We start from the raw sequence: 25,572 nt of genomic DNA, 5'->3' as shown, positions 1-25,572 counted from the left end.
CATCTCTAACTGGCCTATGTGTCGCATCTCTAAAATGCCGCTACACACGATGATCGCATAACATACATTATGGAACTGACTTCGAACGCCGCATGATCGCTGAACACCATTTCCGCTTGCGAACGATTGAAAAATCCCTTCCGTCATCTCACGTGGATGACGGGCGCGCATTTCATCACCAAGCAACCGCCGCGTCCGCGGACTGTCCTGCGACGAGCGCATTCTGTCGGACCAGACGCAGTCGCCGTCATTTCTCTTCCCCTCCGGCTCCAAGTCGCAAGGGGTTGACGATCTGGAGCCCCTTGAAGTCCTTTTCGTTGTCAGTGACCACCACACAATCGTTGGCCCCCGCGACGGCAGCGATGATCATGTCAAGCGCGCTGCGCGGACGACCTGTCGCTTTGCCTTCGGCCATCAATCGCGCCCAGATCAGGGCTGCCTTGTCGTCGAACGGAAGGATACGATTGGCGAACAATTCCTGCGGGCCTTCCGGCCCAGAGAACCAGGCATCAAGCACGTCCCGCTTCTTGCCGCGGGGCTTTTCCAGAATGCCGCGTCGAATTTCGGCAATTGTCAGCGAGGCGACGAACAGATCTTCATCGCGCTGCTCAGCCCACCAAGCGAGCAGCAGTTCCGAAGCTTGCGGCTTGACGATATTGCTGATGATGTTCGTGTCGAGGAGATAACGCGTCACAGATCGACCTTGCGCCCTTCCTCGCGCGGACGAGACAGGTCGAGATCAGCGCCGACAAGTGGCGAGCGTCGGAGCGCCGACAGGATACCACCGACTTTCGGCGGTTCACCTGCAACGAGGGCCTTCACTGCCTGCCTCGCCTGGTCCGCTTTAGGTCCCTCCTCGGCCAGTTGCCGTGCAAGCGACCGGATCAGTTCGCGGTCGGATTCCAGCGCCATGACCTCGAAGCGCTTGTAGCCGCGCTGCGTCAAGCGCGCGCGGTAATTCTGGATCGCTCTCTTCTGTGCGGCATTGCCCATGGCCAGCCTCCGTTTTATATCAGGATATATAGCCGACATCGGCCTTGCAAACAAGGGATGTCAGCGATGGTGCGGGCCATTCACTACGGTCTTGAACGATTTAACGCCGCTCCGCCATGATCGACCGCGACACAACGACAACGAGGCCGATCAAGACCGTTCCCGCGATGAAGAGAAAGGCCGCTGCCGCGATCGCAGGGCTGATATTTTCACGGATGCTGGAAAACATCTGCCGTGCCAACGTCCGCTGGTTCGGGCCTGCGACGAAGAGCGTAAGGACGACTTCGTCCAACGAGGTCGCAAAGGCGAGCACAGCGCCAGAGAGTACGCCCGGCATGGCGAGCGGCAGGGTGACACGACGGAACACCGTGGTCGGCGAAGCTCCGAGGCTCTGGGCCGCAAGCTCGACTCGCTCGTCGATCCCGGCCAGCGCACCGGTGACGCTCACGACCACAAAGGGCACCGCCACGACTGTGTGGGCGATGATCACGCCGATGTAACTGTTGGTGAGGCCAAAGCCCGCCAGCAGCACTTGCATGCCGACACCCTGCACGACGGCCGGCACCACCATGGGCAGCAGGAAGAGTGTGCGCATCGAGCCACGAAAGAGAAGAAGGCGGTTGCGCAGGCCCAGCGACGCGGCCGTGCCAAGCGCGGTTGCGAGCAACGTCGTGCCCGTGCCGATGATCAGGCTGTTGAAGATTGCCCGTCGCCAGGCGTCCGCGAAGAAGAGTTCCTCGAACCAGCGCAGGGACCACGACGGGATTGGATAGGTGAGGATCACGCTCGAGGTGAAGGCGAGCGGCAGGATGGCAATGAGCGGCGCGACGAGGAAGAGGATCGTCAGCGTGGCGAAGGTGGCTTTGGCAACTTTCATCGGCATGGTCAGCGCCCCCCAATTTCGTCGCTGGAGAGGCGCGCGTAGACGCTGTAGAGCAGTAGTGTTGCGACCAGTAGTACGACCCCGAGTGCACCAGCCATGCCCCAATTCGCCGAGCCCGTAGCGTAAAAGGCGATGATCGAGGAGATCATCTGGTCGCCCGGTCCGCCGATCAGCGCCGGCGTTATGTAGTAGCCGATCGCAGAGATGAAGACCAGCAGAGCGCCGGATGCCACCCCCCTGAGGCTCAGCGGCAGCAGCACACGCAGGAAAGCGCGCAGCGGGTGCGCGCCGAGCGAGGCGGCCGCCGGCATCAGGTTCTTCGGTATGGTGATGAGCACGGAATAGATCGGCAGTACCATGAAAGGCAACAGCACATGGGTCATGGCGATGATGACGCCGGTGCGGTTGAAGATCAGCGCGAGCGGCGCATCGATGAGGCCGATGGCGCGCAAGAGATCGTTGATGAGACCCTGCTCCTGCAACAGGATGAACCAGGCCGCGGTGCGCACCAGAAGCGACGTCCACAGCGGCAACAGTACGGCGCCAAGCATCAGATCACGCTTCCAGCCGTCGAGCGAGGCGGCGATGATTGCATACGGAAAGCCGATACAGGCGCAGGCGAAGGTGACGAGCGCGGCGATCCAGAAGGTGCGCATCAGGATCACGCCGTTGACGGACTGATCTGGCGGCAGATGCTCAATCTCACCAGCCGCATTGCGGCCAAGATCGACCGCGGCGAGCAGGTTGCGGTCGGTATAGGGCGATAGTGCATCTGCGATTGCCAGCCAGAACTCCGGCTTTTCCCAGCGTCTGTCGATGGAAACGAGGTCGACGGGCGGGTTCGCCGTTTCCTTCAACGCACTCGTCGTTTTCCCCATCAGCGTGCGAAAACCCGAGCGGGCGCTGTTGAGACGCCGCACCATGTCACCAAGCGCCTGATCGTCGTCGACGGCCTTCAGGTCCTCCATCAGCGCCATCTGCATGGGTATGGTGGGTGGAGACTTACGGTCCCAATCGGCCAGAACTTCCGCGCTGCGTGGCAGCAGCCGCAGCACGGCCGGGTCCGACACGGACTGCGACATCATGCTGAAGAGCGGCCAGACGAAGAAGCCGATGAGGAAGAAAAGCAGCGGCGCCAGAAGAAGCAGCGATCGTCCAGTGCGGGAGGAGGCTCCACTCATGGCGCAATGACCCGGCAATCGCCGGCCGAAAACGCCGCGAAGACTTTGGTGCCCGGCGGAAACTCGCGCGACCTTCTGCCGAGCTTGGCGATCAATGGGTGAGTGGCGTTGTGCAATTGCACGCGCAAATGATCTCCCTGATAAACGGAATCCGTAACTTCCGTTTCCAAGACGTTTCGCCCCTCACTCCGCGTCTCGCTGAGATCAACCCGTTCCGGACGGATGGAGAGAAAGACGGATTGGCCGGAAGCGATGCTGCCGGAAACCGCCGACACGATTTGCGCCCCGGAAGGAAGACGCACGGTTGCTTCCGCGCCTTGCACGGTTTCCACGACACCTTCGACGAGATTGGTCTCGCCGATGAATTCGGCGACGAAGCGCGTCGCCGGTTCGTCGTAGACCTGGCGGGGTGTACCGATTTGTTCGATCTTGCCCTTGTTGAAGACGGCGACGCGATCCGACATCGTGAGCGCTTCGGACTGATCATGCGTAACGAAAACGATCGTTAGGCCGAGGCGGCGGTGCAGATCGCGAATGTCGAGCTGCATCTGCTCGCGCAGTTGCTTGTCAAGCGCGCCGAGTGGCTCGTCCATCAGCACGACACGCGGTTCGAAGACGAGCGCCCGGGCAAGCGCCACGCGCTGCTGCTGGCCACCGGAGAGCTGCGAAGGGCGCCGGTCGGAAAGGGTCGAAAGCTGCACCATGTCGAGTGCGCGCTTGACGCGCTCATCGATCCCCGCCTTGCCAATGCCCCGCATCTGGAGCGGAAAAGCGATGTTGTCGCCGACTGACATATGCGGGAAGAGCGCGTAGCTCTGGAAGACAACACCCATGTCCCGCTTGTAGGTGGGCACCGCGTTGATGGCAGTTCCGTCGAGCAGGATTTCGCCCGCGGTCGGCTGCTCGAAGCCAGCGAGCATCATCAGAAGCGTCGTCTTGCCCGAGCCGGACGGGCCGACCAGGCTGACGAACTCACCCTTCCCGATGCCGAGATCGAGATTTTCGACCACGCAGAGCGGGCCGTAGAATTTCGTGATGCGGTCAAATCGAATGAATTCGGCCACGGAAGACTCCATCGCTAAAGGCGAAGGATGCGTCCTTAAGAAACGCACCCGGCCACGCAGGAAAGGGCGCCCCGCCGGAGCGCCCCTCACCACGGATGTTCTTACTGGGCGAGCCAGGCGTTGAAACGCTGCGTCAGCGTTTCGGCATTGTCGATCCAGAAGTCAACATTGAGCGGGATGGCATCCGTCATGTTGGCAGGATCGGTTGGCAGGTCCTTGGAGAATTGCGCCGGCACTTTGGACGCAGCCTCCTTGTTCGGCAGACCGTATGCCACGAATTCCGGCAGCTTCGCCTGGTTTTCGGGCAGGCTCGCAAAAGCGATGAAGTCCTGCGCAGCATCCTTGTTCTCCGCATCCTTCAACACGACCCAGCTATCGACGGCATAAATGCTGCCGGGGAAGACAACCTTGAAGTTCTTGCCTTCCGACCGATTGATGCCGGTGATGCGGCCGTTATAGGCCGAAGTCATGGCGACTTCACCCGATGCGAGAAACTGCAACGGCTGTGCGCCGGATTCCCACCAGACGATGTTCGGCTTCAATTCGTCGAGCTTCTTGAAGGCGCGGGCAACCCCCTCCTCCGTGCCGAGAACGTCATAGATCTCATCCTTGGAGACACCATCGGCGAGCAGCGCGAATTCCAGCGTGTATTTTGGGCCCTTGCGCAGCGAGCGCTTGCCGGGGAACTTTTCGACGTTCCAGAAGTCCGCCCACGAAGTCGGACCTTCCTTCAGCTTATCGCCGTCATAGGCGATGGCCGTGGACCAGACAATGGCGCCGACACCGCAGTCATTGACGGCGGAATCTAGGAATTTGTCCTTCCCGCCCATCTTGTCCCAGTCGATCTTTTCATAGAGGCCGTCAGCACAGCCGAGCGCCAGTTCTTCGGCCTCCACCTGCACGGCATCCCAGTTCGGTGCGCCGGCCTTCACCTTCGACTGGATGACGCCGATGCCGCCGTCCCAGGCTTCGTCGAGCACTGGCTTGCCGGACTTTTCGGAGAACGGTTTGAAGTAGATGTTGCGCTGGGCATCCTGATAGTTTCCGCCCCATGAAACGACTGTCAGATCTCGCGCGAAAACCGGCGCAACAAGACCCGCCGACAGAACGACGGCCGCCGCCGCCAGGACACCCGACTTAAAGATTGTCTTCATGGCATTCCCCTTTTCTTCGTTTATGAAAGAGCCTCTGCGGCTCCGATGACGATCCCATGCAGACCGTTGTCCCCGTCCTTTTTGCGGCGGTGGCTGCGGCCTCACCGGCCTTCGCGCCCTTTCTCCCCTGGGCGTTTCGACCGATGGATGCATTCTGGTCATTGCCGGTCAACGGGGTTCTCCCGGTTTTGACCGTTGTCAGACGTGCTGCCCTCCGTTGATGTGGATTTCCGCGCCATTGATGTAGGACGATGGCTCGGTGCAGAGGAAATAGATGGTCTCCGCAACTTCGCGCGGTTCGCCCAGTCTTCGCATCGGTACTTCCGCCGCCACCAGTTCATCCGTTCCGGGCGACAGGATCGACGTTTCGATCTCGCCCGGCGCGATGGCATTCGCCCTGACGCCGCGTTGGCCGAATTCGTGCGCCATTTCGCGGGTCAGTGAGGCAAGCGCCGCCTTGGACGCCGCATAGGCAACGCCTGCGAAAGGGTGAACGCGAGAGCCGGCGATGGACGTAACATTGACGATCGAGCCCTTCGCCGCTTCCAGTTCCGGCATGAGCGCGCGGGCGATCAAAGCGGTCGAGACAAGATTGACGTTGAGCACCTGCGTCCAGACATCGGCATCCGTATCCAGCACACCGAGGCGGCTCTTGCCCGGCCCCTTCGGAGAAATGCCGGCATTGTTGACGAGCGCGTGCAGCCGACCGTTCGGCAGGCGCTCGCGCACGGTCGCTGCCAGGCGGTCAATCTGCGTGAGATCCGCAAGGTCCGCCTGGATATGGCTCTCGCGGGCGGACGGCCAGGCGCATTCTTCGGAAAAGGGCTGGCGGGATACGGTGAGAATGCGCCAGCCCTTCGACTGGAAGAGCTTGACCGTCGCATGCCCGATCCCGCGGCTCGCTCCCGTAAGCAACATGTAGCGGCATTCTTCGGTCATGCGAGCGTATCCCTCTTGATGCTTGATACATCGTAATGGGCCGCCCATGAATTGCAAGCCTCCTCTTCCAAGCGGTGTCAGGCTGGGCGCGTCTCCCGCTCACTGCCCCGTTCGATGCGCTCGAGGATCGGCTTGCCACCGAGCAGGATGTCGTCGACGATCGCCATCGAGGCGGCGGCGGAATCGTGCCGTTTCAGGGCTTCGACAACCGGGTAGTGATGGTCGATCATCGCACGTCCGCCCTCTATATAAGCATCGGAAATGTGCGGTCCCATCTGCAGCCAGAGCCGCCGCAGGATGCCGTTCAGCACCGGCAGCCCGGCGATCTGCGGCAGCAGGAAGTGGAAGGCCTGGTTGAGTTGCGTGCCCTTCAGCCGGTCGCCAGCCTCGATTGCTTGTTCGTTTTCGCGCAAGATTCGTTCCAGCGCCTCGATATCCGCGCTCGTGGCCACCTGGGCGGCCGTTTCCGCCGCCAGTCCCTCCAGGCGCACCCGTATCGCGCGGATCTCGCGGTAGCGATTTTCGCTCAAACCCGGGATGCGGATGTCGCGCGGCGAGCGGAAGGTGATCGCCTCGTCATTGGCAAGCCGAAGGATGGCGTCGCGGATCGGTGTGACGCTCGTGCCGAATTGTTCCGCCAGATCACGGATCTTCAGTCGGTCGCCGGGCTGGAACCGTCCCTGGATAAGGGCATCGCACAACGCACCATAAACGGCGCTGCTGAGGTTCTCATGATCCAGTGACGTGAATTGAGGCATGGAACTGGTCCGCAAAATGGAATAACAAGATACTTGATGCATCTTTTTTGCTGTGTTTCAAGTATGACATGTCGCGGCCATCATTCGCCAAACGGCACGGCGCGGCAATGTAGTCGTCGCCGTGGCCAGCAGACGGGCAGAGACAATTGAAGGAAATGCGGGCGACCGCGCCAACGGAGCAAGCATGACGGAGCCATTGCCCACCGCCAAGGACGCCGATTCCATGTCGGCGACATGGAGCGCGACATCGCCTTCCGATGCGGAGGCGGCGGTGAAGCAGGTCTATGGCGCGAGCGGCACGATCGGGCGGCTTTCAAGCGAAAGGGACGAGACCTTTCTTTTCACCCGCTCGGACGGAACGGACTTCGTCCTCAAGATTGCCAATCCCGCCGAAGACCCGGCCTCGCTTGAATTCCAGGACGGTGCGCTACTGCATCTGGAGGCTGCGGCCCCCAACGTACCGGTGCCACGGCTCATGCTCACGAAAACCGGAGCGCCGAGCCACACGCTTTCCACCTCCGATGGCCCGCGCGTCATGCGTCTGCTGACCTTCCTCGGCGGCGAACTCCAATACCGCACCTCGGCCTCAGAGATGCAGAGCCGCAACGTCGGCCGGGCGCTCGCAGAACTTGGGCTAGGTCTCGAGGACTACAATGGCCGGCCGCCCGCCGGAAAGTTGATGTGGGACATTTCTCATACGCTCGACCTTGTCGCCCTGCTCGACCATGTCGGCATGGAGCGCCGAGCGCAGGTTGAGGTCATACTCGCCGAGGTCGAGCGCTCGCTGCCGGCGATCGCCGCAATCAAGCGCCGGCAGATCATCCATAACGATTTCAACCCGCACAACATCCTGCTCGATCCGGCGGACCCGACGAAGGTCGTTGGCATCATCGACTTCGGCGACATGGTGCATGCGCCGCTGATTAATGACCTTGCCGTCGCACTCTCCTATCACCTTGCGACCGACAACTGGGCCGCCCGCACCGGTGCCTTCCTCGAAGGCTTCCTGTCGGCGCGCGCGCTGGAGCCGGCCGAAATCGAGCTGCTACCGCTTCTCGCCCGTTCCCGCCTCGCCATGTCCATCATCATCGCGGAGTGGCGTTCCGCACGTTTTCCTGAGAACCGGACCTATATCATGCGTAACCACGCGACCGCATGCCGCGGCCTGCAGAACATAGTCGATCTCACTCCGGCCGGGCTGAAACGGCTCGCGCCCAACCTTTCCGAGGCTTGATCATGTCGATGGTGAATGCTTTTTCGCGTGCAGATTTCGACCGACTAGGCGAGAGCGAACGGGCGCTTATCGCCCGCCGAGAAAAAGTGCTCGGTCCCGCCTACCGCCTGTTTTACGAAAAGCCGCTGCATCTTGTGCGCGGCGAAGGCGTTTTTCTCTACGACGCGGCCGGCGAACGCTACCTCGACGCCTATAACAACGTCGCCTCGCTCGGCCATTGCCATCCGCGGGTGGTCGAGGCGATCACGAAGCAGACGGCCGTGCTCAACACCCACACACGCTACCTGCACGAAGGCATCGTCGACTATGCCGAAACGCTGACGGCCACCTTCCCCGAGGCGCTCAGCCAGGCGATGTTCACCTGCACCGGTAGCGAGGCGAACGATCTTGCCGTGCGCATCGCCCGCTTCGTCACTGGGGGCACCGGCATCATCGCGACGGACCTCGCCTATCACGGCCTGACGAGCGCGGTTGCCGAATTCTCGCCCTCGCTCGGCGAATCCGTGACGCTCGGCCCGCATGTGCGCACAGTGCCGGCGCCGGACAGCTACCGTCACTCGCCTGAAGAGATGGCGGTAAAATTCGGCCACGACGTGCGCGCCGCAATAGCCGACCTCAAACGTCACGGCATCAAGCCGGCCATGCTGATCACCGATACGATCTTTTCCAGCGACGGCATCTTCGAAGGCCCGAAAGGTTTTCTCAAGCCGGCGGTGGACGCGATCCACGAGGCTGGCGGCCTCTTTATCGCTGACGAGGTGCAGCCCGGCTTCGGCCGCACGGGCGAAACCATGTGGGGTTTCGAACGCCACGGCGTTGCACCCGACATTGTGACGATCGGCAAGCCAATGGGCAATGGCTATCCGATGGCGGGCATTGTGCTGCGTCCCGAGGTGATCGCCGAGTTCGGCCCAAAGGCGCGCTATTTCAACACGTTCGGCGGCAATCCGGTCGCCGCCGCGGCCGGCAGGGCAGTGCTCGACACGATCCGCATTGAAGGCCTGCAGCAGAATGCGCTGGAGGTCGGTTGTTACCTGATGGACGGCCTCAAGAGCCTTTCCGATCGCTACCACGCCATCGGGGACGTGCGCGGTTCCGGTCTCTTCATCGGCGTCGAGATCGTCGCCGACCCTGCCGCCAAGAGCCCCGATGCCGCGCTGACGACCCGGATCGTCAATGGTCTGCGAGAGCGCCGCATCCTCATCAGCGCCTCCGGCCCCAATGCCAATGTTCTAAAAATCCGGCCACCCCTCGTCTTCTCCCGCGAGAACTCGGACATGCTGTTGGATGCAATTGGCGACGTGTTGAAGTCGCTCTGAACAAGAGGCATCGCGCCAAAGTCGATGTGCTCTTTTGCGTGCGATCTTTCGGGAATTGCGGCTGTCTGAGCCATCCCAGGCGCCGACCCAAGGCTATCGCCCGACGATCAGTTTTTCGGCAGGCCCGCCGGCCCCAGGGACTTTCTCAGCGCGGCGATGCGGAAGATGGCGTTGGCGGCCCCATAGCCGCGATAGCCGCGTTTTTCCGTAATCTCAAAGAAAAAGCCCTCGCCTTCCCGCTACCCTTGGTTTGGGCTAGTACCCGGTCATCTCCAGGTAACCCCTGCCACTCACACTGCCCTCGAAGGCGATCGGGCCTTCCCAGTACGGGATGGACGTTGACATCCACGCATGGTCGTTCAGAGGCTGGGTCGTGACGTCAAAGCCGCGACTGGGAATCTGGACGTTCCAGGAAACGGGAATTTGACGCCCTGCGACTTTGGCGGTTCGCACGGGAACGATCTTGAGAGCTGCCGCGGGTAAAGGGTCCGGTCGCCCGTCGGCAGTGATCCAGGTGGCGGAGGTATATCCCTCCCCTTCATCTCTGAGGCGGAAGCCCATTAGCTTCTCCCCTGTATCGAGATGCAGCGAGAACCAGTCCCAACCGGTCTGGTCTTCCGCGAGCGGCTGTGACGACCACTCGCGGTCAAGCCAAGCCTTCCCCGCCACCTCTACATTCCCGGTCGGTAGCGAAAGCGAGCCGGTCACCGCATAGAACGGTTGCGAATAGTAGTAGCTGGCCTGTCCCTTCGCTGATTTCACCGAATAGCCGTTGTCGCCCTGTGGTACCAGCGGACCGGTAGCCGATAGGCGGAGTTCATAGCCGAATTCCTCTGTAGTCGCAGTCAGGCTGAGATCGGCCAGTTGATCCACTCCCGGGGCGGCATGTCCCTTCATCTGCCAGTCATCGATCCAGGCCGAGAACGGCGCCGCGACAACACCAGCCTGCCCCACTCCCCCGCGTGAAATACGTTCTGCGACGAAATGGTCCTCTGAAGTGGTGACGGCTGCGTGACCCATCCAGAGCTGTGGGCTCGACCACGCGTTGGCCTCACCCGGAGCAAGCGCTGACCGGAAAAGGGTCCACTGCGCTCCGTATTGAGTTCCGTCGGGGGCTTCAAGATTGGCCGTTAGATACCACCACTCTATCCGGAAGTCCGGATGTGGGCCGTGGTCGGCGGGGAAACGGAACAGCAGGCCAGGCCGCGGCACCGAAAACCCTTCGGCCGCCGAGCCAAGGCCACCAAAACCCTCGGAGGCCGCTTGGCTTCCGGACAAGCTGGCCATGGTCGTCACCGCAAAAGCGATCAGAGTCAATCTAACGCTCATTGGCAAATACCTTCAGAAGTTCCGACGGCGTGGCTCCCGCCAGCCGGCGAAGCGGAATCAATACGGAAACGACCGCAGCGGCGAGTGCGACTAGTCCGAGGCGAACCCACTCGTAGGGAAAGATATACATAGGCAGACGCCAGCCAAAGGCTTCGACGTTCACCACCGCCAAAAGCACCCACGCCAGCGCGAGGCCGAGTGGCAAAGCGGCAACAAATGTCGCCAGCCAGAGGACCAGCGTCCTTAAAACTTCAAGAAGAGCGAGATCACGTCTCGTGACCCCCAAGGCCCACACGGGCGCAAGCTGCGGGAGCCGCATTTCCTGTAGCGTGAGGAGGCTTGAGAACATAGCCAATGCTGCAACCCCGAGCGTGAAGATGTTCAACGCGCCAGTAACCAAGAATGTGCGATCGAAGATCCGTCGTGACTGTTCCTTTAGTGCCGCTTGATCGACGACGTTACCCGGTGGTAGTCCGAAGTTGTCCGAGAGCCTCGATCGTAGGTCCGCAACCTGATCAGGCTGGATCCGCAGACCGTAGCGCAGGCGCGAGACCTGCGGGTAGCGAGAGGTCAGAGCGTTTATTCCGGCGATGACCTGGCCCTTTGGGTTTCCGTAATCCGAATAGACGCCGACAACCGCCGGCTTCCAGTCACCCGCTAGATCCAGCTGATCGCCGATGCGGAGCCGGTCCCGCCTCCAGAACTGTTCGTTGACCAGCACCCCTTGACCGGACGCCACCCGATCCCAGACGTCCGGCATGCCAACGATCAGGGGCCAGTGCATCCTGTAGGTCGGATCGTCAGCGACACCGAAGATCTGCATCGGCTGCCCCCGGATCTCGGCGTCTACGCTCAAGATCGGCAACACCGATTCCACCTTCGTTGCGAGCCATGTCCTGAGCCTGTCTGCCTCGCCCTCGTTCCGGGCAGCGACGTAAAGCTCGGCGGCGAGGCGTTGGTCGAGCCAGCCGACGAACGTGAGACGGAAGCTCGAGACCATGGTTGCGACGCCGACGTTTGCCGCCAGAGCAAGAAGCAATGCCATGAGCGCGAGGGAAAGTCCGGGGAGCTGCTGCCGCGCGTCGGCCCAGAACCACGTGACAAGCGCGCGCGAAGACGCTCGCTGCATCACGGTGAGGAATCCGGAGAGTACGGTGGGGAGAAGTAGCGACGCCCCGAGCAGAAGACAGCCAAGAACGCCAAAGCCCGCCTCAAGTCCTTCAGCCCCCAGAAGAAGAGCTCCCGAGAGGGCTAGCAAAGCCGCTGCGGCCAGCACCTGAACCCGCCACCCCGCTTGCCACGATTGCCCCCAGGCCTGGGGCTGGCCCGCCGCGAGCAAAGGCACCCTCGTCAAGCGCAACAGGCTCTGTGCCGACGAAACCAATGTGCCGGCCACCGCGATGGCAAAACCAGAAACCCACCACTCCGGACGCAGGGAAAGCGTGCCAGGCACGCTGGCTCCGTAGAGTCCTTCGAGGGTTGCGGCCACTCCGGGCAGAAGCAGCGACGCGACCAGATATCCTATCGCGACGCCGACCGCCCCGGCGGCAAGGGCGAAAAGGACAAGTTCGGCGAGCAGCAGAACCGCAAGCGCACTTAACGAAACTCCAAGGCAGCGAAGCGTTCTGAAGGTCGGCCGCCGTTGCTCGAAGGCGAGACCGATCGTCGAGTACACGATGAACAGCCCCACCGCGAAGGCGAGAAACCCGAAGGCGGTCAAATTGAGATGGAAGCTCTCGGTAAGATGCTCGACGTCGGTTTGTGCATTCGGCTCGCGAACTGAGAGCGTTGGAACAAGCTTTTCAAGCGGCTCCAGACCGGAACGTTGGTTTTCGGCAATCACAATCCGACTGAGTTCGCCCTCTCTTCTTAACAGCTTCTGGGCCAAGCCAATGTCGATGAAGGCGGCGCCGTCCAGCATCCGATCCGAAACACGCAGTGCGAGGTCCGTCTGTCCTCGCATTTTTTCCGCTGTTGCGGGAGAGACAAACAGCATGCCAGGAGGCGTGATGAAGGAAAGCAAGTCCCCGGCATTTCCCAGGTCGACGGTGTTAGTCTCCGCGGGCATCGTCAGTGGCTCGATGCCGATCACCCTTAACCGGATGACTCCGAACCGATAGTCTCCCTCCAAAACTGGTGACACGTTCCAGCCCGCCCGCCTGAGCCGCACGAAGGCGGACTGAGGAATCGAGCTGCCGTTTGGAGAAACGAGGTTCGCCAATCCGTTCTGGTCGAGCACAACCGCGGCGCGGGTATAGCTGGCGCGAGCTTCTGCGTTGATCGCCTGCACTCCGCACCACAGGGCCGTCGCCACCGCCAGGCCGGACAAGAGAGCGCCGAGCTGCAGCGGTCGTCGTCGCCAGTGGGACAGAAGTGCCGTGGCTGCGGTCCACATCTTCATTCGATCTTCCCGAACCGCAAATGCACCTGCCGGTCGAGCCTGTCCGCCAGTCTTTGCGAGTGTGTCACCAGGAGAAGTGTCGATCCGCTTCCCTTCGATAGCGAGAGCATCAGTTCCAGGACAGCGTCTCCGTTGGCCTCGTCCAGGTTTCCTGTGGGCTCATCCGCCAGAACTAAGCCGGGACGCGCGGCAAGGGTTCGTCCGATCGCCACCCGCTGCTGCTGTCCGATGGAAAGTTGTTCGGGATATCTGGTCAGCAACGTCCCGATTCCGAGGCGCTCCACGAGTTCATTTTCCCACTCTCTGTCGTGGCGTCCCGCGAGCTTGGCGTGGAAAGCAATGTTCGCGGCCACGTCTAGTGACGGGACAAGGTTGAACTGCTGAAATACGAGGCCGACTTCTGTCCGCCTGTAGGCAGCGCGTTCCCGGTCGTTCAGCTTGGAAATATCTCGCCCCCCGATCGCGATCTCGCCGGAGTCCGCTCGGTCGAGGCCGGCTATGAGATGCAGGAGCGTGCTCTTTCCGCTACCGGACTCCCCTGTCAGGGCAACTCTGTCTCCCGCGCCGAGAACGAGATTGACCCCTCTCAGCACTTCAAGCCGCCCTTCGGCAGTCTCATAGGATTTCCTAAGATTGCGGAGAGCGATCACCTTAGCGGCCAAGATTAGGACGATTGCACATATTTAACTCTCCACAGCCGCTTGGAAAGGCCTACGGCGCGGAGATGCGAATACCGACGTCGAACGTCACATGGCGACGCGGGAGCCCGGTGATTGCGAGCGTTGATACATCGTCAGCGCCCACTGCGTTCGGAGTACGTCCAGATACAAAATGTAAACGTCACCCTCGCTGCCCCTGACCTTGAAGTATCGGTAGTCGGCGCCATGCCACTGATCGAGGTTTTCGACCACTTCGACCTGCCGGCCGTTGAGGTAAAATCGTCGGATCTTTTCGACACCACCTTCGTCCACAAAGGTTTCGACCTGAACTTGCATGACGCGCTCGCTGTTCTTCTCGGCTGAAAGGCGGCGGACCGCGCCTCCTGCCAGTCGGAGCAGGATTGTTCTTGGATAAATAGCTGGGGGTGGACGAGAAGAAAGGGGCACGGCGCCCCTCGCCGCATGTATTGGACGCCGCACGGCTGCTTGGGACGCCCTCCCCCTGTTTGCACCGGGTTATGTCGCATGCCGCGATCGACATCAAACGGTGTGCCGACATCAATTGCAGGATTGCCCTTTTCGCCTATCTCGCGAACGGTTCCGATCTGGATTAACGTGCTGCGACGTCTGCTGATCGTATCGATCCCGCGACCCGGCGAGTAAGGCCGGCGCGGCAAGATAGAGGATCACGGCCATCGTCACGACGCCAGTGAACCCGATATGCATTGCAAGCAGTGCGGCGAGGATCGCGCTTAGCACCGACGCACAGCCATTGATCCCCCACGCCCAGGGAAGAAATTCCTCCGAGCGTGCGCCGACGTGGCCGAGGCCGAGGGGGAAGGGCATACCCATGAAGACAGCGAGCGGTGCTATGAGGAGGAGCGCGATTGCAACCTTCGCAGCATCCGGGAGTGCCAGCAGCCGTTCGAATATCGAAGGCAGCGCGAGCAGGTACGTCCCAGCCACGAATGCGATTACCACGACAGCGAGGGTGATGCCGCGCACCGCGGATCCGCATCCGACCGCCGCCACCCAGCGTACAGCCAAGGCGCTACCGAGACCTGCGAAGACGAGGAAACCCGCAAGCACGACAGCGACGGCGTAGAGCGGATGGCCGAGGAACAGCACGAAGCGCTGGATGAAGGCGATCTCGATGAAGAGGAAGGCCAGGCCCAAGGCAAGGAAATAGAGCCCGAAGCGCAGCCGGGGTACGGCTCTCGCGAGTGTGCGCCGGCGAAGCCAGAGCGGCAGCAGGATCAAGACGGCACTGAGGATCACGGCCTGGACGAGCGTCGTCACCAGGATCAGGTAGCCCCAGTCGAGCATCGCTGCCCCACCTTGGGTGCGCAGCGTCAGGAGCTCGGGCAGCGCACGCCAGCGGAAAAAGTCGAAGAAATATGGTCGATTGTCCGTGGCCGGCGCAATATCGAACTTGTAGCGCTCCGTGAAGTCGGCTCGTTCAGGGCCAAGGAGAGCGAGGGCTCCCTCGTAGAGATATTCCCGGTCGAGTTGATTGTAGCGGTTCACGTCGCTCGCGGAGATGCCCGGCGCCCAGGAGATGTCGAAGAAATTCTCGTCCGCGAAGCCGCGGATGGCTGCGACGTCCTCACCAGTGAACGGCGACGTGGCGACGAGCAGGGTTGCGGTATTCCAGCTCCGGATCAGCGCCAGGTGCCGGCCGGGCTGGGACACGCCATCCGCTTCAAGCGCTGCGGTAGCCGTGGCGAACAGCTTAAGGATGTCGCGCGGCGGCACGCGCAGCCATCGCGTGATGGCGACGACGCCATCTGGCTTCAGTACCGACAGGTAATCCCGCAGTGCCTCCACGGTGTAGGTGTAATTCTCGTGCATGCTTTGCACGCCGGCCGCGGCCGCGCTGAAGGAGTCAAGGAGCGGCATCTGGATCAGGTCGTAACGCTCGCCAGCGGTCGCAGCGAAGGCGCGCGCCTCGGCTAGATGCAGATGCACGTTCGGTCGGCTGAAGATGCCGCCGGCGAAGTTCGCGAAGCGATTGCGAGCCAGGTCGATCATCTGCGGGTTGACCTCTACAGCGTCCACGAGATCGGCTCCGGAGCGCAGCGCCAGCAGCACCTGCTCGCCGCCACCAGCACCGAGGACCAGCACTCGCGGCCGTGCAAGCATGCGGTACGGGAGCGCCGCCGTTGTCCGGTCGAGATAGGCGACCGTCGCCAGATCGCCGCTATAGGCGGTCATCGCTGTAACACTATCGCCATCGCTGAAGACGGCGAGTTGCGTGGGCGGCTCTTGGGTGTTGGCGAGGCTGAGGCCCGGCGCGTACCGGAATGGGACGCTCGGGCTCTCCACGACTGTCAGTAGTCCGAGCGGGCTTGATCGCTCCTCGACCACCCGCGCGTCGGGGACGTCGAGAGCCATGCTTAGGCCCTTGTATTGCGACATGTGCGGGCCGGTGGCCGTAATGGACGGTGGCAGCCACACCGCGATGACCGCGGCTGCAAGCCCGAGGCTGCCCGCGGCGCGCCGCCGATGGCGAGCCATGCCCGTCGCGGCAAGGGCAGCCGCCGCAAATCCCAACGCCGCGACAAAGCGCAGTGCCGCAGAGGGAAAGACCAGGAACAGGAGTCCGACGATGCCCAGTGCACCGACCCCAGCGCCGACCAGGTCGAAGGCATAGACGCGTCCGATCTGGCCGGGATGGCGGCTGAAGGCAAGGCCGATACAGGTGGCACCAAAAAAGAACGGCAGGACCAGGAGAGCATAGCTAGCCGCGAGCCAACCGAGCTGGCCCGGATTCCAGACGACCTCGAGCGCGTTGAACGGCAGGCGTTCGGCACCGGCGAAGCTGGCAACCGCAGTGATGCCGAACAGCGCTGCCGACGCTGCGAAGGCGGCCGGGTACCCTTTCACCAGAGGGCGGCGGGCCAATGCAACGAACGTACCGCTCGCGCCGAAGCCCAGGAGTGCGATGCTTATGATCATATAGGCAAATTGATGCCACTGAATGATCGAAAAGAGCCGCATCAGCAGCACTTCGTGAGCAAGGGTTGCCGCCGATATGAGACCAACCGGCAGCAGGCGCCCCGCTCTCATTGGGCCCTACCTCCCCTCAGCGGCACAAAGGCCACCGGCAGCAGCTGGCGGGTCGTGATGCTTCCGTCCCGTCGCTTCTCGACCAGCATAAGAAACTGGGTCGCGAAGGGGCCTCCCACGGGGACGACCATCCGGCCTCCCTTGGCGAGTTGCTCGACCAGCGGTGGCGGGATGTGACTGGCAGCGGCAGTCACCACGATACCGTCGAAAGGCGCGTGCGCAGGCCAACCATAATAGCCGTCGCCCACCCTCCCCTCGACATTGTCGAAGCGGAGCTCCGCCAATCGGGCGGCCGCCCTTTCGCCCAGCTCCGGTATGATCTCAATCGAGTAAACCTTCGCTGCGAGCGGCGACAAGACGGCTGCCTGATAACCCGAGCCAGTGCCGATCTCGAGGACAGCGTCGCCAGGCCCAACGTTGATCAGGTCCGTCATCAGCGCGACGATGAAGGGTTGCGAGATGGTCTGTCCGTATCCGATCGGCAACGGCCGATCTCGATAGGCCGCGCCACGCTGCTCCTCGGGCACAAAAAGGTGGCGCGGCACCCTTCCCATCGTCTCCAACACAGCCGGATCGATGCCCTGGCCCTCGACCGCTGACGGCGCCGAACGGGCGTGCATTTTGATCGTCTCGATCATCGCCGCACGCTCGCCGAGTCGATCCTGAGCGGGCGCGGATGTCGAAACCACGGCGGCCGCGCCTGCGAGAACCGCCGCCATTAACGCTTGGCACTGGGCTAGAGGACGCATGAACTCTCTCCCGGTTATATCGCCAGAGTATAGTGGCGGCTGCGGCAATTTTGAACAAACCTCGCCCGGCTCTCTGCGCAAGGCTGCGATGTTACCTAGGGCACACTCCAATGACGGGGCATAATTTATCCTCACCATTAACAACCCGCAGTCCTGCTCCCACGGCCCAAGTCATCGATCGGTTCCGCTCCTCCTCCCAAGGGGCCGATCAAGAGACCCCGATGCCTCCTCCAGGCACGGGGTCTACTTCTATGGCGCGGGCGCCACTGTCCTTCCTTGACAGCTTGCGTTCCCTTACAATCCCTTCCGGATAGGAGAGGAGTTCCGCCATGAGCGAAGACGCCTTCAACATGTCGATCCGCAAGTTCCTGAAAGAAGTCGGCGTCACATCCCAGCGCAAGATCGAGGAGACCGTGCGCGAAGGGCAGGTCGGCGGCAAGAAGTTGAAGGTCCGCATTACACTGACGGCGGAAGGCACCAATCTCAACCACGTGGTGGACGGCGAGATCGAATTGCCATAGTCCGGCAACGGATCAGCTTGCGCCAATAGCAGCCACGAACACAGATCGGGGGATGGATTTTACTACCGATTGACGCTCAGGCGAAGACACGGATAGAATGATCTCTCGAGTTTGCTCGCTAGCTTTGATTATTGCGCGATTGGCATCGCGCTCTGAACGAACCTTCCTTTCAAAATCGCTATCAGACCCCATGTCTCGGACCGGGGCCTCAATTTTGCTTTGGAAGGACTCGTCACGGCCACCGGCACAGTTAAATGCTTCCAATAAGGACATGGTTTCATCCAACCTGACAAGCACGGCGCCGATGGAGCGATCTCATCGAAGGCCAGAGCTTTACCAACGCCTGCGCGATAAGCGCGGGTAACCATTCCGCACAGCCAAGGAACCGCAGCACGCGGGTGACCGCAGGTGAGTCCAATGCCATCCTCTCGTGGTCATTGCCGCCTCCATCACAAGATAGATTGAAGGTAGACAATGAAGAGCTTGGACGAAAAACTTCTTATTATTTTGGGTGCCTTCCACAGCGTTCGATATGGAGTGTCGCCATCCGTCTCACGCGGCGCTGCTGAAAATCATTCCAAAAAACATGGTCTCGCGGGAAGTGAATACAGCCAGACCCTCGAAGCCGCCCTTGGCGCTGGACTTATCGGACTCTCGTCTGACTCATCTCTCTCAATTCGGGCCGCGGGGCGAACGAGGCTAGGCAAACGCTAGCCAAAGCTTGAGTGCGACGTGGAGGAAACCGCTCGAGCGGTCCGAGACCTCAGTCCGTATCGTCGGCAAGACAGCCCGCGCCATGCAGACATAGCCAATGAGATAAACGTTGAGCGTCTGCGCCCAGACTTCGTCCGAAACCTCTAAGACGGGGACCTCGCGGAGCGTCAGGGCTTCGAGCCGCACGAAGCAATAAACCGGCTTTCGAGAATTCCAGGGAAAGCACTTCTCAGCGAAAATCCCGCGTCTTCACCTTGATCGCATCGAGATGCAGGTAGGGATCGACGATGTCGCGCGGCCGCGGCCCCTTCGGCAGCCCGCGCGGGTCGGGCGCCGGCGACCCATGATGGAACTCGTCCCCTCGCCCGTGCGGCACCGGAAAGCCGGCATCGCGGTCACCGACGCTTGCGAGTTCGGCTGACAGGTCGGTCAAGCGATGGGCGACGAGATGCACGACCTCGCCTTCCCGTTGAATACGGCCATAGACGCCGAGCATGCCAGCGCCGAGAACCACGCGGCGGTACTTCTCGAAGGTCTTGGCCCAGACAACGAGATTGGCAATGCCGGTCTCGTCCTCGATGGTGATGAACATCACGCCCTTGGCCGAGCCCGGCCGCTGGCGGACGAGCACCAAACCCGCGGCTTCCAACCATTTTCCATCGCGCGTCAGCATCGCGTCGCGGCAGTTGACGATGCGACGTTTCGAAAGATCAGCGCGCAGGAACGAGAGCGGATGGTTGCGCAGCGTCAGCCCGACATGCCCATAGTCCTCCACCACCTCCCCACCCGAAGTCATGGGCCTCAGCGCCACAAAGGGTTCATCGAGTTCGGCGACAGTCCGGCTTTCACGGGCCGAAGCGGCGGCAAAGAGCGGCAGCGGCTCGTCGCGCAATGCCTTGATCGCCCAGAGCGCCTCGCGCCGCGCCAGCCTGAGCGAAGGCTGAAACGCATCGGCTTCGGCGAGCTCCACGAGAGAAGCGGCCGGCACGCCTGCCCGACGCCAGAGATCATCTACGGTTTCGAAGGGTCGTTCGTCCCGCGCGGCAACGACCGCCGCAGCGTCGGCATTCGCCAGCCCCTTGACCATGCGAAACCCGAGACGGACGGCAAAGCGACTTTCGTCTCCTGTTGTTTCGAACGTACAATCCCAGCGGCTTGCGTTCACACAGACCGGCCGGACTTCGACGCCATGGTCGCGCGCATCCCGCACGATCTGGGCCGCGGCGTAAAATCCCATCGGCTGAGCGTTGAGGAGAGCCGCACAAAAGACGTCCGGATGCCAGCATTTCAGCCAGGAAGAAGCATAGGCAATCAGCGCAAAGGAGGCGGCGTGGCTTTCCGGGAACCCGTAGCTGCCGAAACCTTCGAGCTGCTTGAAGGTCTTTATGGCAAAGTCCGGCTCATAGCCGTTGGCAACCATGCCCCGGACAAGCTTCTCGCCGAACTTCGAGACACCACGGGTATGCTTGAAGGTTGCCATGGCGCGCCTGAGCTGATCGGCTTCTCCGGGCGTGAAGCCGGCGCACTCGATCGCGACCCGCATCGCCTGTTCCTGGAAGAGCGGCACGCCGAGCGTCTTGCCAAGCACCTGCTCCAGTTCCGGCTTCGGGTAGACGACCGCCTCCTTGCCCTCGCGCCGGCGAAGATAGGGATGGACCATGTCGCCCTGGATCGGCCCGGGCCGAACGATCGCCACCTCGATGACGAGGTCATAGAAGGTGCGCGGCTTGATCCTCGGCAGCATCGACATCTGCGCGCGGCTCTCGATCTGGAAGGTGCCGAGCGTGTCGGCACGCCTGATCATCGCATAGGTGCGCGGGTCTTCGGCCGGGATGCTCGCGAGATCGAGATTGATGCCCTTGTGCAGGGCGAGAAGATCAAAGCCACGCTTCATGCACGAGAGCATGCCGAGCGCCAGGCAATCGACCTTCATGAACTTCAAGATGTCGATATCGTCCTTGTCCCATTCGATCACCTGTCGGTCGGCCATTGCCGCAGGCTCAATCGGGACGAGTTCGTCGAGGCGGTCATGGGTCAAAACGAAGCCGCCCGGATGCTGCGACAGGTGGCGAGGTGCGCCCATCAGCTGCCGTGCCAGGTCCAGCGTCAGGCGCAATCGCCGGTCAGAAAGGTTGAGATTGAGCTCCTCGGCATGTTTCTCGCCGACGTCCTCGCCCCAGCCCCAAACCTGTGACGACAGCGTCTTCGTCAAGTCCTCAGGCAGCCCAAGCGCCTTGCCGACATCCCGAATGGCGCCCTTCGAGCGGTAGCGGATAACCGTCGAGCAAAGGGCCGCATGATCGCGGCCATAGGTGTCGAACACCCATTGCATGACGATCTCGCGGCGCTCGTGCTCGAAGTCGACGTCGATGTCAGGCGGCTCGCGCCGCTCCTCGGAAACGAAGCGCTCGAAGAGAAGGTCGTTTATGTCAGGGTCGATCGAGGTGATGCCGAGCACATAGCAGACGGAAGAATTGGCAGCCGATCCCCTGCCCTGGCATAAAATGTCCCTTGAGCGGGCAAAACGCACGATAGAGTTCACGGTCAGGAAATAGGGCGCATATTGAAGCTTCTCGATCAGCCGTAGCTCATGCTCGAGGTTCTTTCGGACTTTGGCCGGCAACCCCTCCGGATAGCGCCAGGCGGCACCCTCCCAGGTAAGTTGCGACAGCGTCTCTTGTGCCGTCAGCTCCGGGTTTGAACGCTCCTCCGGATATTGATAGGCAAGCTCGTCGAGCGAAAATCGACACCGCTCCATGATCTCGATGGTGCGGGCAAGCGCATCGGGGTAGCGCGCAAAGAGCCGCGCCATTTCCTCGGGCGGCTTCAGGTAGCGGTCGGCGTGCCGCTCACGGCGGAAACCGGCCTCATCGATGGTGATGTTGTGTCTTATGCAAGTAACGACATCCTGCAGGATGCGCCGCTCCGGCGCATGAAACAGCACGTCGTTGGTGACGACCGTCGGCACGCCGATCGACGCTGCCAGGTTGGAAAGCTGGTGAAGACGCAGCTGGTCATTCGGCCGGCGGCGGAGCGTCAGCGCCAGGTAGGCGCGATCGCCGAACGCTTGCCTCAGACGACGCAGCTGCCGCGCGCAGTCCTCCTCAGCGGCATCGGGAATGAGGACCGCAATCAGGCCTTCGCCATAGGCAACGAGATCGGACCAGTCGAGCCGGCATTTCGCCTTGCCGCCGCGTTTCTTGCCGAGTGACAGCAGCCGGCAAAGCCGCGCATAGGCCGGCCGGTCGGTCGGATAGACGAGAACCGAGAGATCGCCTTCAAGATCAAGGCGGCAGCCGACGACCAGCCGAACACCGACATCCTTAGCCGCCTGATGGGCGCGCACGATGCCGGCGAGACTGTTGCGGTCGGCCACAGCCAGCGCTTCGATGCCGAGCTTAACGGCTCGCTGAAACAGTTCTTCGCAGGACGACGCACCGCGCAAGAAGGAGAAATGCGAGGTTACCTGCAGTTCGGCATAACGTGGCGTCGTCATCCGAAGATCCCGTGCAGGAACCATTGGTGGCTGCCGGTCTCGCTGTGTTCGCCGTCGCCTGCGCGATAAATCCAGTAGCGCTCGCCGGCGTCGTCTTCGACCTGGAAATAGTCGCGCACGGCGACGAGCTCGGCGTCGCGCTTCCACCACTCGCCGAAGACGCGCTCCGGCCCATCGGCTCGTCTCACCCGCCGGCGCACGCCGCGCCAGGTGAAACTGACCGGCGGATGATCGGGAAGCAGCGCCATCGTCTCGATCGGTTCGGGATGGACAAGCAGGCGCACCGGTCTTGGCCATTGGCCGGGCCAGGTCTGGCCTTCGTCCGGCGCCATCGGCGCGATGCGGTTGATGGAGCGCTCGGGCACGTCGCTTGCAACCGGTGCAAAGCGAAAGAGCCGACTTGCGCCGATACGGTTTCCCAAGATGTCGATCAGGCCGGAAACATCGGCTTCCGGCTCCTCGACCAGCGAGGAAATGACCTGGCTTGCCACAAGCGGCTCGGCATGACTTGCCGTCAGCGACATGATTTCGATCCCGAAGCCGGGGTCGATCGTCTCGATCCGATCGGTGATGAGCCGTGTCAGGCGCTTGGCGTCGCGAACAGGGGTCGCGGTGCCTGCGCGGATCGCCTGATAGGTGTTGTCGACACGGTGGAAGAGAAGATCGAGGCGCCGCGCGCCGAGCCCCTTTTCCTCCAATATCCGACAGAGCATGAGTACCAACTTGGCGACATAACGGGCGATGGTCTCGGCAGCCGCAATCGGTTCACAAAAGGAGCGGCGAACCTCGATGAGATCGGGCGTGCGCACAGGGTCGATGGGCTCTGCAATCTTCCCCAAGGCCTGGTCGAGACGACGGCCAAGCTCGGGTCCAAATCTAAGGGCAAGCGGCGCCCGCGGGACGCCGGACACCTCGCCCAGCGTGTTGAAGCCCAGCACGCGAAGACCATGGACAATCGCGGGATCAAGGCGAAGGGCTGAGATCGGCAGGTTGCGGATGATGTCCTGCTGCGCTCCCGGCGCAATGACAAGCGTCGGACGAGCGACAAACCGGGCGCTGGCATGGGCCGCCCCCCAGGTATCGGCAACCGCAGCCCGCGCTTCGATGCCCGATCCGAAGAACCGGTTGACCATGCCCGACAACATCAGGTCTTCGCCGCCATGCAGGTGATCGGCACCTGATGTGTCTATCACCAGGCCGTCGGGCGGATCGGCAGCGACGATCGGCGCGTAGCGCTGCAGCGCCCAAAGCGCCAGGCGTTCGAGCGCTTCTGCATCAGCCGCCGGATCGGCGTCCATGACGACAAGATCTGTGACGAGCGCCTGGGCCTTCGTTGCCGCCATGCCGGGTCTCAGGCCGGCGGCGATCGCCGCGGCATACGCCGAGAGCACCACACGCCGGCGCTTTTCGCGGCTGACGAGGACGAGAGGCGTCTCAACCGGCGGCGACGCGTCGCCGAGCTTGCGTCTCAGGCGATCCGTGGACCAGCTCGGAAGGAAGAGCGATACGACCCTTGGCATCTGGGGCCTCCACTTCGAAATCTGCACTTTCGCCGGCGCGGCAGCGGATGAGTTCGACGAGCCAACGCGCGCGGCCGACGCCTGGAACCGGCAAGGGGGCCGACGGCAAGACGGACACCCGCCAACGCGTGACCGATGCCGTCGGCTGCCCGAAATCCGAGGCCTCGGCCTGTCGGCGCCAGCGGCGGATCGCAATGCCCATTGCGCCAGACCCTTCGGCCGCAAGCTGCAAGCGGCGCGAGGCGGTCATCGGAAGGCGCGCGAGCTCGCCGACGACGGCACCGAGGCCACCGTGGCGAAGCCCCTCTTCCATGCAGGAGAGAAGTGCCTTTTCGTCGCCAGCCTCCACATAGATGACGCGACTCGGCGCCAGTCCCACCTGGGCCAGCGCCGGTGCGAAGAGATCGGGCCGCGTCACGCACCACAGCACCTTGCCCTTCGAGCGGGCGGCGATACCAGCCGAAAACAGGGCGGCTGCAGCGCCGTCGATTGCACCGTTGCCGCCGCCGGCGACCTCATGCAACGAACCGAGTGTGAGCCCACCGCCCGGCAAGCGCCGATCGATCTCGACGACACCAAACGGCAGGACCTGCCGTCCACGGCCGCTTGTGCCTCGAGGCTCTGGATGCGCTCGCGAAGTGCTGAGACGACGATATTGTCGACTGGACGGGACATTTTGGAAGGAACAACTCCTCAGGGCTATGCATTAGCGCTTCCTGTTGATATGTTCTCTATTTGTTCCTAATTGGGTTGCGAGTCAACGAAGTTCAGAAAAGAGCCTGTTGATTGCGATCCGGACGGCCAGCACGGAGACGCGGCCTCGCGCAGACGGATGCGTCGGCCGCCGGGAACGGCGACAGAGGCGCGCGGGCGCTGGTATGAAAGACGGATGAGAAAAGCGGAGGACCGGAGCCGATGTGCAATCTCTACAACATCACGACGACACGCGATGCCGTGATCGCATTCACCAAGGCCTTTCGCGACAAGGCCGGCTGGAACCAGCCGTCCTATGATGTTTATCCAGGCTATCAGGCGCCGGTTGTTCGCGTCGGCGACGACGGTCAACGCGAGATCACGCGGGTCACCTGGGGCATGCCCTCGCCGCCGGCTTTCGTGACGAACTACGATCCAGGCGTCACCAACATCCGAAACGTCACCTCTCCGCACTGGAGACGCTGGCTCGGGCCGACCAGCCGCTGCGTCGTGCCCTTCACCTCCTTTGCCGAGCCGGATCCGGCAGCTAAGGTTCCCGGCGGAAAAGTCCCGAACGCCTGGTTTGCCGGCAACAAGGAGCGGCCGCTCATGTTCTTCGCGGGCTTCTGGACACCATGGAAGGGTGTGAGGCGTGTGCGCGATGGTGAGCGCGAATACGAGCTCTTCGGCTTCCTCACCACATCCCCGAACGAGATCGTCGCTCCGATCCATCTCAAGGCCATGCCGGTGATCCTGACCACCCCTGAAGAGGTCGACCTTTGGCTCACCGGATCCTGGGACGAGGTGAAGCACCTGCAGCGGTCGCTTCCCGGCAATATGCTCGTTGTCGTCGGGCCGCCTGCGCCATCGCCGGGCGAGGAACTATTGCTGTGAGC

20 protein-coding genes and 1 pseudogene are annotated in these 25,572 nt (G+C 62.2%); 4 read left to right on the top strand and 17 right to left on the bottom strand.

Translation table 11 applies throughout. The features are described from left to right. Positions 1 to 247: 247 nt before the first annotated feature. From AC3WWH_RS31380 to AC3WWH_RS31345, 8 genes are all read right to left on the bottom strand, one after another. Positions 248 to 694, bottom strand: coding sequence for a type II toxin-antitoxin system VapC family toxin (locus tag AC3WWH_RS31380; protein WP_058323832.1), 447 nt, complete (start codon positions 692 to 694; stop codon positions 248 to 250). Beyond that, positions 691 to 993, bottom strand: a complete 303-nt coding sequence (locus tag AC3WWH_RS31375) for a hypothetical protein (protein ID WP_058323831.1) — start codon at positions 991 to 993, stop codon at positions 691 to 693. The genes AC3WWH_RS31380 and AC3WWH_RS31375 overlap by 4 nt, the downstream gene beginning before the upstream one ends. A gap of 100 nt (positions 994 to 1,093) precedes the next feature. Next, positions 1,094 to 1,876 (bottom strand): ABC transporter permease, encoded by a 783-nt coding sequence (locus tag AC3WWH_RS31370; protein ID WP_058323830.1) that lies wholly within the window; start codon positions 1,874 to 1,876, stop codon positions 1,094 to 1,096. Positions 1,877 to 1,878: 2 nt separating this feature from the next. Further along, on the bottom strand, positions 1,879 to 3,057 hold the full coding sequence (locus AC3WWH_RS31365) for an ABC transporter permease (protein ID WP_058323829.1): 1,179 nt from the start codon (positions 3,055 to 3,057) through the stop codon (positions 1,879 to 1,881). Further along, complete coding sequence (locus AC3WWH_RS31360) at positions 3,054 to 4,133, bottom strand: ABC transporter ATP-binding protein (RefSeq protein ID WP_058323828.1); 1,080 nt, start codon at positions 4,131 to 4,133, stop codon at positions 3,054 to 3,056. The genes AC3WWH_RS31365 and AC3WWH_RS31360 overlap by 4 nt, the downstream gene beginning before the upstream one ends. Before the next feature lie 89 nt (positions 4,134 to 4,222). Continuing rightward, entirely contained in the window at positions 4,223 to 5,275 is a 1,053-nt protein-coding gene (locus AC3WWH_RS31355) for an ABC transporter substrate-binding protein (RefSeq protein ID WP_082641042.1), read from the bottom strand. A 198-nt stretch (positions 5,276 to 5,473) separates the two neighbouring features. Continuing rightward, entirely contained in the window at positions 5,474 to 6,214 is a 741-nt protein-coding gene (locus AC3WWH_RS31350; RefSeq protein WP_058323827.1) for an SDR family NAD(P)-dependent oxidoreductase, read from the bottom strand. A gap of 77 nt (positions 6,215 to 6,291) precedes the next feature. Continuing rightward, the gene (locus tag AC3WWH_RS31345; protein WP_058323826.1) at positions 6,292 to 6,972 is read right to left on the bottom strand and encodes a GntR family transcriptional regulator; all 681 of its coding nucleotides are present in this window, start codon (positions 6,970 to 6,972) and stop codon (positions 6,292 to 6,294) included. A gap of 184 nt (positions 6,973 to 7,156) precedes the next feature. Here AC3WWH_RS31345 and AC3WWH_RS31340 point away from each other — a divergent pair, with 184 nt between their 5' ends. Continuing rightward, complete coding sequence (locus AC3WWH_RS31340) at positions 7,157 to 8,206, top strand: phosphotransferase (protein ID WP_058323825.1); 1,050 nt, start codon at positions 7,157 to 7,159, stop codon at positions 8,204 to 8,206. A gap of 2 nt (positions 8,207 to 8,208) precedes the next feature. Next, positions 8,209 to 9,525, top strand: a complete 1,317-nt coding sequence (locus AC3WWH_RS31335) for an aspartate aminotransferase family protein (protein ID WP_058323824.1) — start codon at positions 8,209 to 8,211, stop codon at positions 9,523 to 9,525. A gap of 255 nt (positions 9,526 to 9,780) precedes the next feature. Here the strand turns inward: AC3WWH_RS31335 and AC3WWH_RS31330 are convergent, their stop codons facing one another. From AC3WWH_RS31330 to AC3WWH_RS31305, 6 genes are all read right to left on the bottom strand, one after another. Further along, positions 9,781 to 10,854, bottom strand: a complete 1,074-nt coding sequence (locus AC3WWH_RS31330) for a lipocalin-like domain-containing protein (RefSeq protein ID WP_492377472.1) — start codon at positions 10,852 to 10,854, stop codon at positions 9,781 to 9,783. After that, the gene (locus AC3WWH_RS31325) at positions 10,844 to 13,255 is read right to left on the bottom strand and encodes an FtsX-like permease family protein (protein ID WP_058323822.1); all 2,412 of its coding nucleotides are present in this window, start codon (positions 13,253 to 13,255) and stop codon (positions 10,844 to 10,846) included. Before AC3WWH_RS31325 ends, AC3WWH_RS31330 begins: the two co-directional genes overlap by 11 nt. Beyond that, on the bottom strand, positions 13,252 to 13,905 hold the full coding sequence (locus AC3WWH_RS31320; RefSeq protein ID WP_113399300.1) for an ABC transporter ATP-binding protein: 654 nt from the start codon (positions 13,903 to 13,905) through the stop codon (positions 13,252 to 13,254). The genes AC3WWH_RS31325 and AC3WWH_RS31320 overlap by 4 nt, the downstream gene beginning before the upstream one ends. A gap of 96 nt (positions 13,906 to 14,001) precedes the next feature. Further along, a complete protein-coding gene (locus AC3WWH_RS31315; RefSeq protein WP_082641041.1) occupies positions 14,002 to 14,250 on the bottom strand; it encodes a hypothetical protein in 249 nt (82 codons plus the stop codon). A 222-nt stretch (positions 14,251 to 14,472) separates the two neighbouring features. Further along, positions 14,473 to 16,983 carry a spermine/spermidine synthase domain-containing protein gene (locus AC3WWH_RS31310; protein WP_197417415.1) on the bottom strand — a complete coding sequence of 837 codons (2,511 nt, stop codon included), beginning with the start codon at positions 16,981 to 16,983 and terminating at the stop codon, positions 14,473 to 14,475. Beyond that, the gene (locus AC3WWH_RS31305; protein WP_492377471.1) at positions 16,980 to 17,621 is read right to left on the bottom strand and encodes a protein-L-isoaspartate(D-aspartate) O-methyltransferase; all 642 of its coding nucleotides are present in this window, start codon (positions 17,619 to 17,621) and stop codon (positions 16,980 to 16,982) included. Before AC3WWH_RS31305 ends, AC3WWH_RS31310 begins: the two co-directional genes overlap by 4 nt. Positions 17,622 to 18,061: 440 nt before the next feature. On the opposite strand from AC3WWH_RS31305, the gene AC3WWH_RS31300 reads away from it, so the two are divergent. Beyond that, positions 18,062 to 18,253: a DUF6494 family protein gene (locus AC3WWH_RS31300; protein ID WP_058323820.1), complete on the top strand. Its 192-nt coding sequence runs from the start codon at positions 18,062 to 18,064 to the stop codon at positions 18,251 to 18,253. A 943-nt stretch (positions 18,254 to 19,196) separates the two neighbouring features. Here the strand turns inward: AC3WWH_RS31300 and AC3WWH_RS31295 are convergent. From AC3WWH_RS31295 to AC3WWH_RS31285, 3 genes and pseudogenes are all read right to left on the bottom strand, one after another. Further along, positions 19,197 to 22,463 (bottom strand): error-prone DNA polymerase, encoded by a 3,267-nt coding sequence (locus tag AC3WWH_RS31295; protein ID WP_058323834.1) that lies wholly within the window; start codon positions 22,461 to 22,463, stop codon positions 19,197 to 19,199. Then, positions 22,460 to 23,983, bottom strand: coding sequence for a Y-family DNA polymerase (locus AC3WWH_RS31290; protein ID WP_058323833.1), 1,524 nt, complete (start codon positions 23,981 to 23,983; stop codon positions 22,460 to 22,462). Before AC3WWH_RS31290 ends, AC3WWH_RS31295 begins: the two co-directional genes overlap by 4 nt. Then, positions 23,898 to 24,658: pseudogene (locus tag AC3WWH_RS31285) on the bottom strand (ImuA family protein). Before AC3WWH_RS31285 ends, AC3WWH_RS31290 begins: the two are co-directional and overlap by 86 nt. A gap of 240 nt (positions 24,659 to 24,898) precedes the next feature. Between AC3WWH_RS31285 and AC3WWH_RS31280 the strand changes: the two are divergent. Then, complete coding sequence (locus AC3WWH_RS31280; RefSeq protein WP_058323818.1) at positions 24,899 to 25,570, top strand: SOS response-associated peptidase; 672 nt, start codon at positions 24,899 to 24,901, stop codon at positions 25,568 to 25,570. Positions 25,571 to 25,572: the final 2 nt, after the last annotated feature.

Source organism: Ensifer sp. EB106-03-01-XG145 (assembly GCF_058792075.1).
This window is presented reverse-complemented; position numbering and strand designations above follow the sequence as displayed.

Excerpts from the sequence above, each read along its gene's own strand:
- AC3WWH_RS31375 (WP_058323831.1), bottom strand. The coding sequence starts at position 993 with ATGGGCAATGCCGCACAGAAGAGAGCGATCCAGAATTACCGCGCGCGC.
- AC3WWH_RS31370 (WP_058323830.1), bottom strand. The coding sequence starts at position 1,876 with ATGCCGATGAAAGTTGCCAAAGCCACCTTCGCCACGCTGACGATCCTC.
- AC3WWH_RS31365 (WP_058323829.1), bottom strand. The coding sequence starts at position 3,057 with ATGAGTGGAGCCTCCTCCCGCACTGGACGATCGCTGCTTCTTCTGGCG.
- AC3WWH_RS31360 (WP_058323828.1), bottom strand. The coding sequence starts at position 4,133 with ATGGAGTCTTCCGTGGCCGAATTCATTCGATTTGACCGCATCACGAAA.
- AC3WWH_RS31355 (WP_082641042.1), bottom strand. The coding sequence starts at position 5,275 with ATGAAGACAATCTTTAAGTCGGGTGTCCTGGCGGCGGCGGCCGTCGTT.
- AC3WWH_RS31350 (WP_058323827.1), bottom strand. The coding sequence starts at position 6,214 with ATGACCGAAGAATGCCGCTACATGTTGCTTACGGGAGCGAGCCGCGGG.
- AC3WWH_RS31345 (WP_058323826.1), bottom strand. The coding sequence starts at position 6,972 with ATGCCTCAATTCACGTCACTGGATCATGAGAACCTCAGCAGCGCCGTT.
- AC3WWH_RS31340 (WP_058323825.1), top strand. The coding sequence starts at position 7,157 with ATGACGGAGCCATTGCCCACCGCCAAGGACGCCGATTCCATGTCGGCG.
- AC3WWH_RS31335 (WP_058323824.1), top strand. The coding sequence starts at position 8,209 with ATGTCGATGGTGAATGCTTTTTCGCGTGCAGATTTCGACCGACTAGGC.
- AC3WWH_RS31330 (WP_492377472.1), bottom strand. The coding sequence starts at position 10,854 with ATGAGCGTTAGATTGACTCTGATCGCTTTTGCGGTGACGACCATGGCC.
- AC3WWH_RS31325 (WP_058323822.1), bottom strand. The coding sequence starts at position 13,255 with ATGAAGATGTGGACCGCAGCCACGGCACTTCTGTCCCACTGGCGACGA.
- AC3WWH_RS31315 (WP_082641041.1), bottom strand. The coding sequence starts at position 14,250 with ATGCAAGTTCAGGTCGAAACCTTTGTGGACGAAGGTGGTGTCGAAAAG.
- AC3WWH_RS31310 (WP_197417415.1), bottom strand. The coding sequence starts at position 16,983 with ATGAGAGCGGGGCGCCTGCTGCCGGTTGGTCTCATATCGGCGGCAACC.
- AC3WWH_RS31305 (WP_492377471.1), bottom strand. The coding sequence starts at position 17,621 with ATGATCGAGACGATCAAAATGCACGCCCGTTCGGCGCCGTCAGCGGTC.
- AC3WWH_RS31300 (WP_058323820.1), top strand. The coding sequence starts at position 18,062 with ATGAGCGAAGACGCCTTCAACATGTCGATCCGCAAGTTCCTGAAAGAA.
- AC3WWH_RS31295 (WP_058323834.1), bottom strand. The coding sequence starts at position 22,463 with ATGACGACGCCACGTTATGCCGAACTGCAGGTAACCTCGCATTTCTCC.
- AC3WWH_RS31290 (WP_058323833.1), bottom strand. The coding sequence starts at position 23,983 with ATGCCAAGGGTCGTATCGCTCTTCCTTCCGAGCTGGTCCACGGATCGC.
- AC3WWH_RS31280 (WP_058323818.1), top strand. The coding sequence starts at position 24,899 with ATGTGCAATCTCTACAACATCACGACGACACGCGATGCCGTGATCGCA.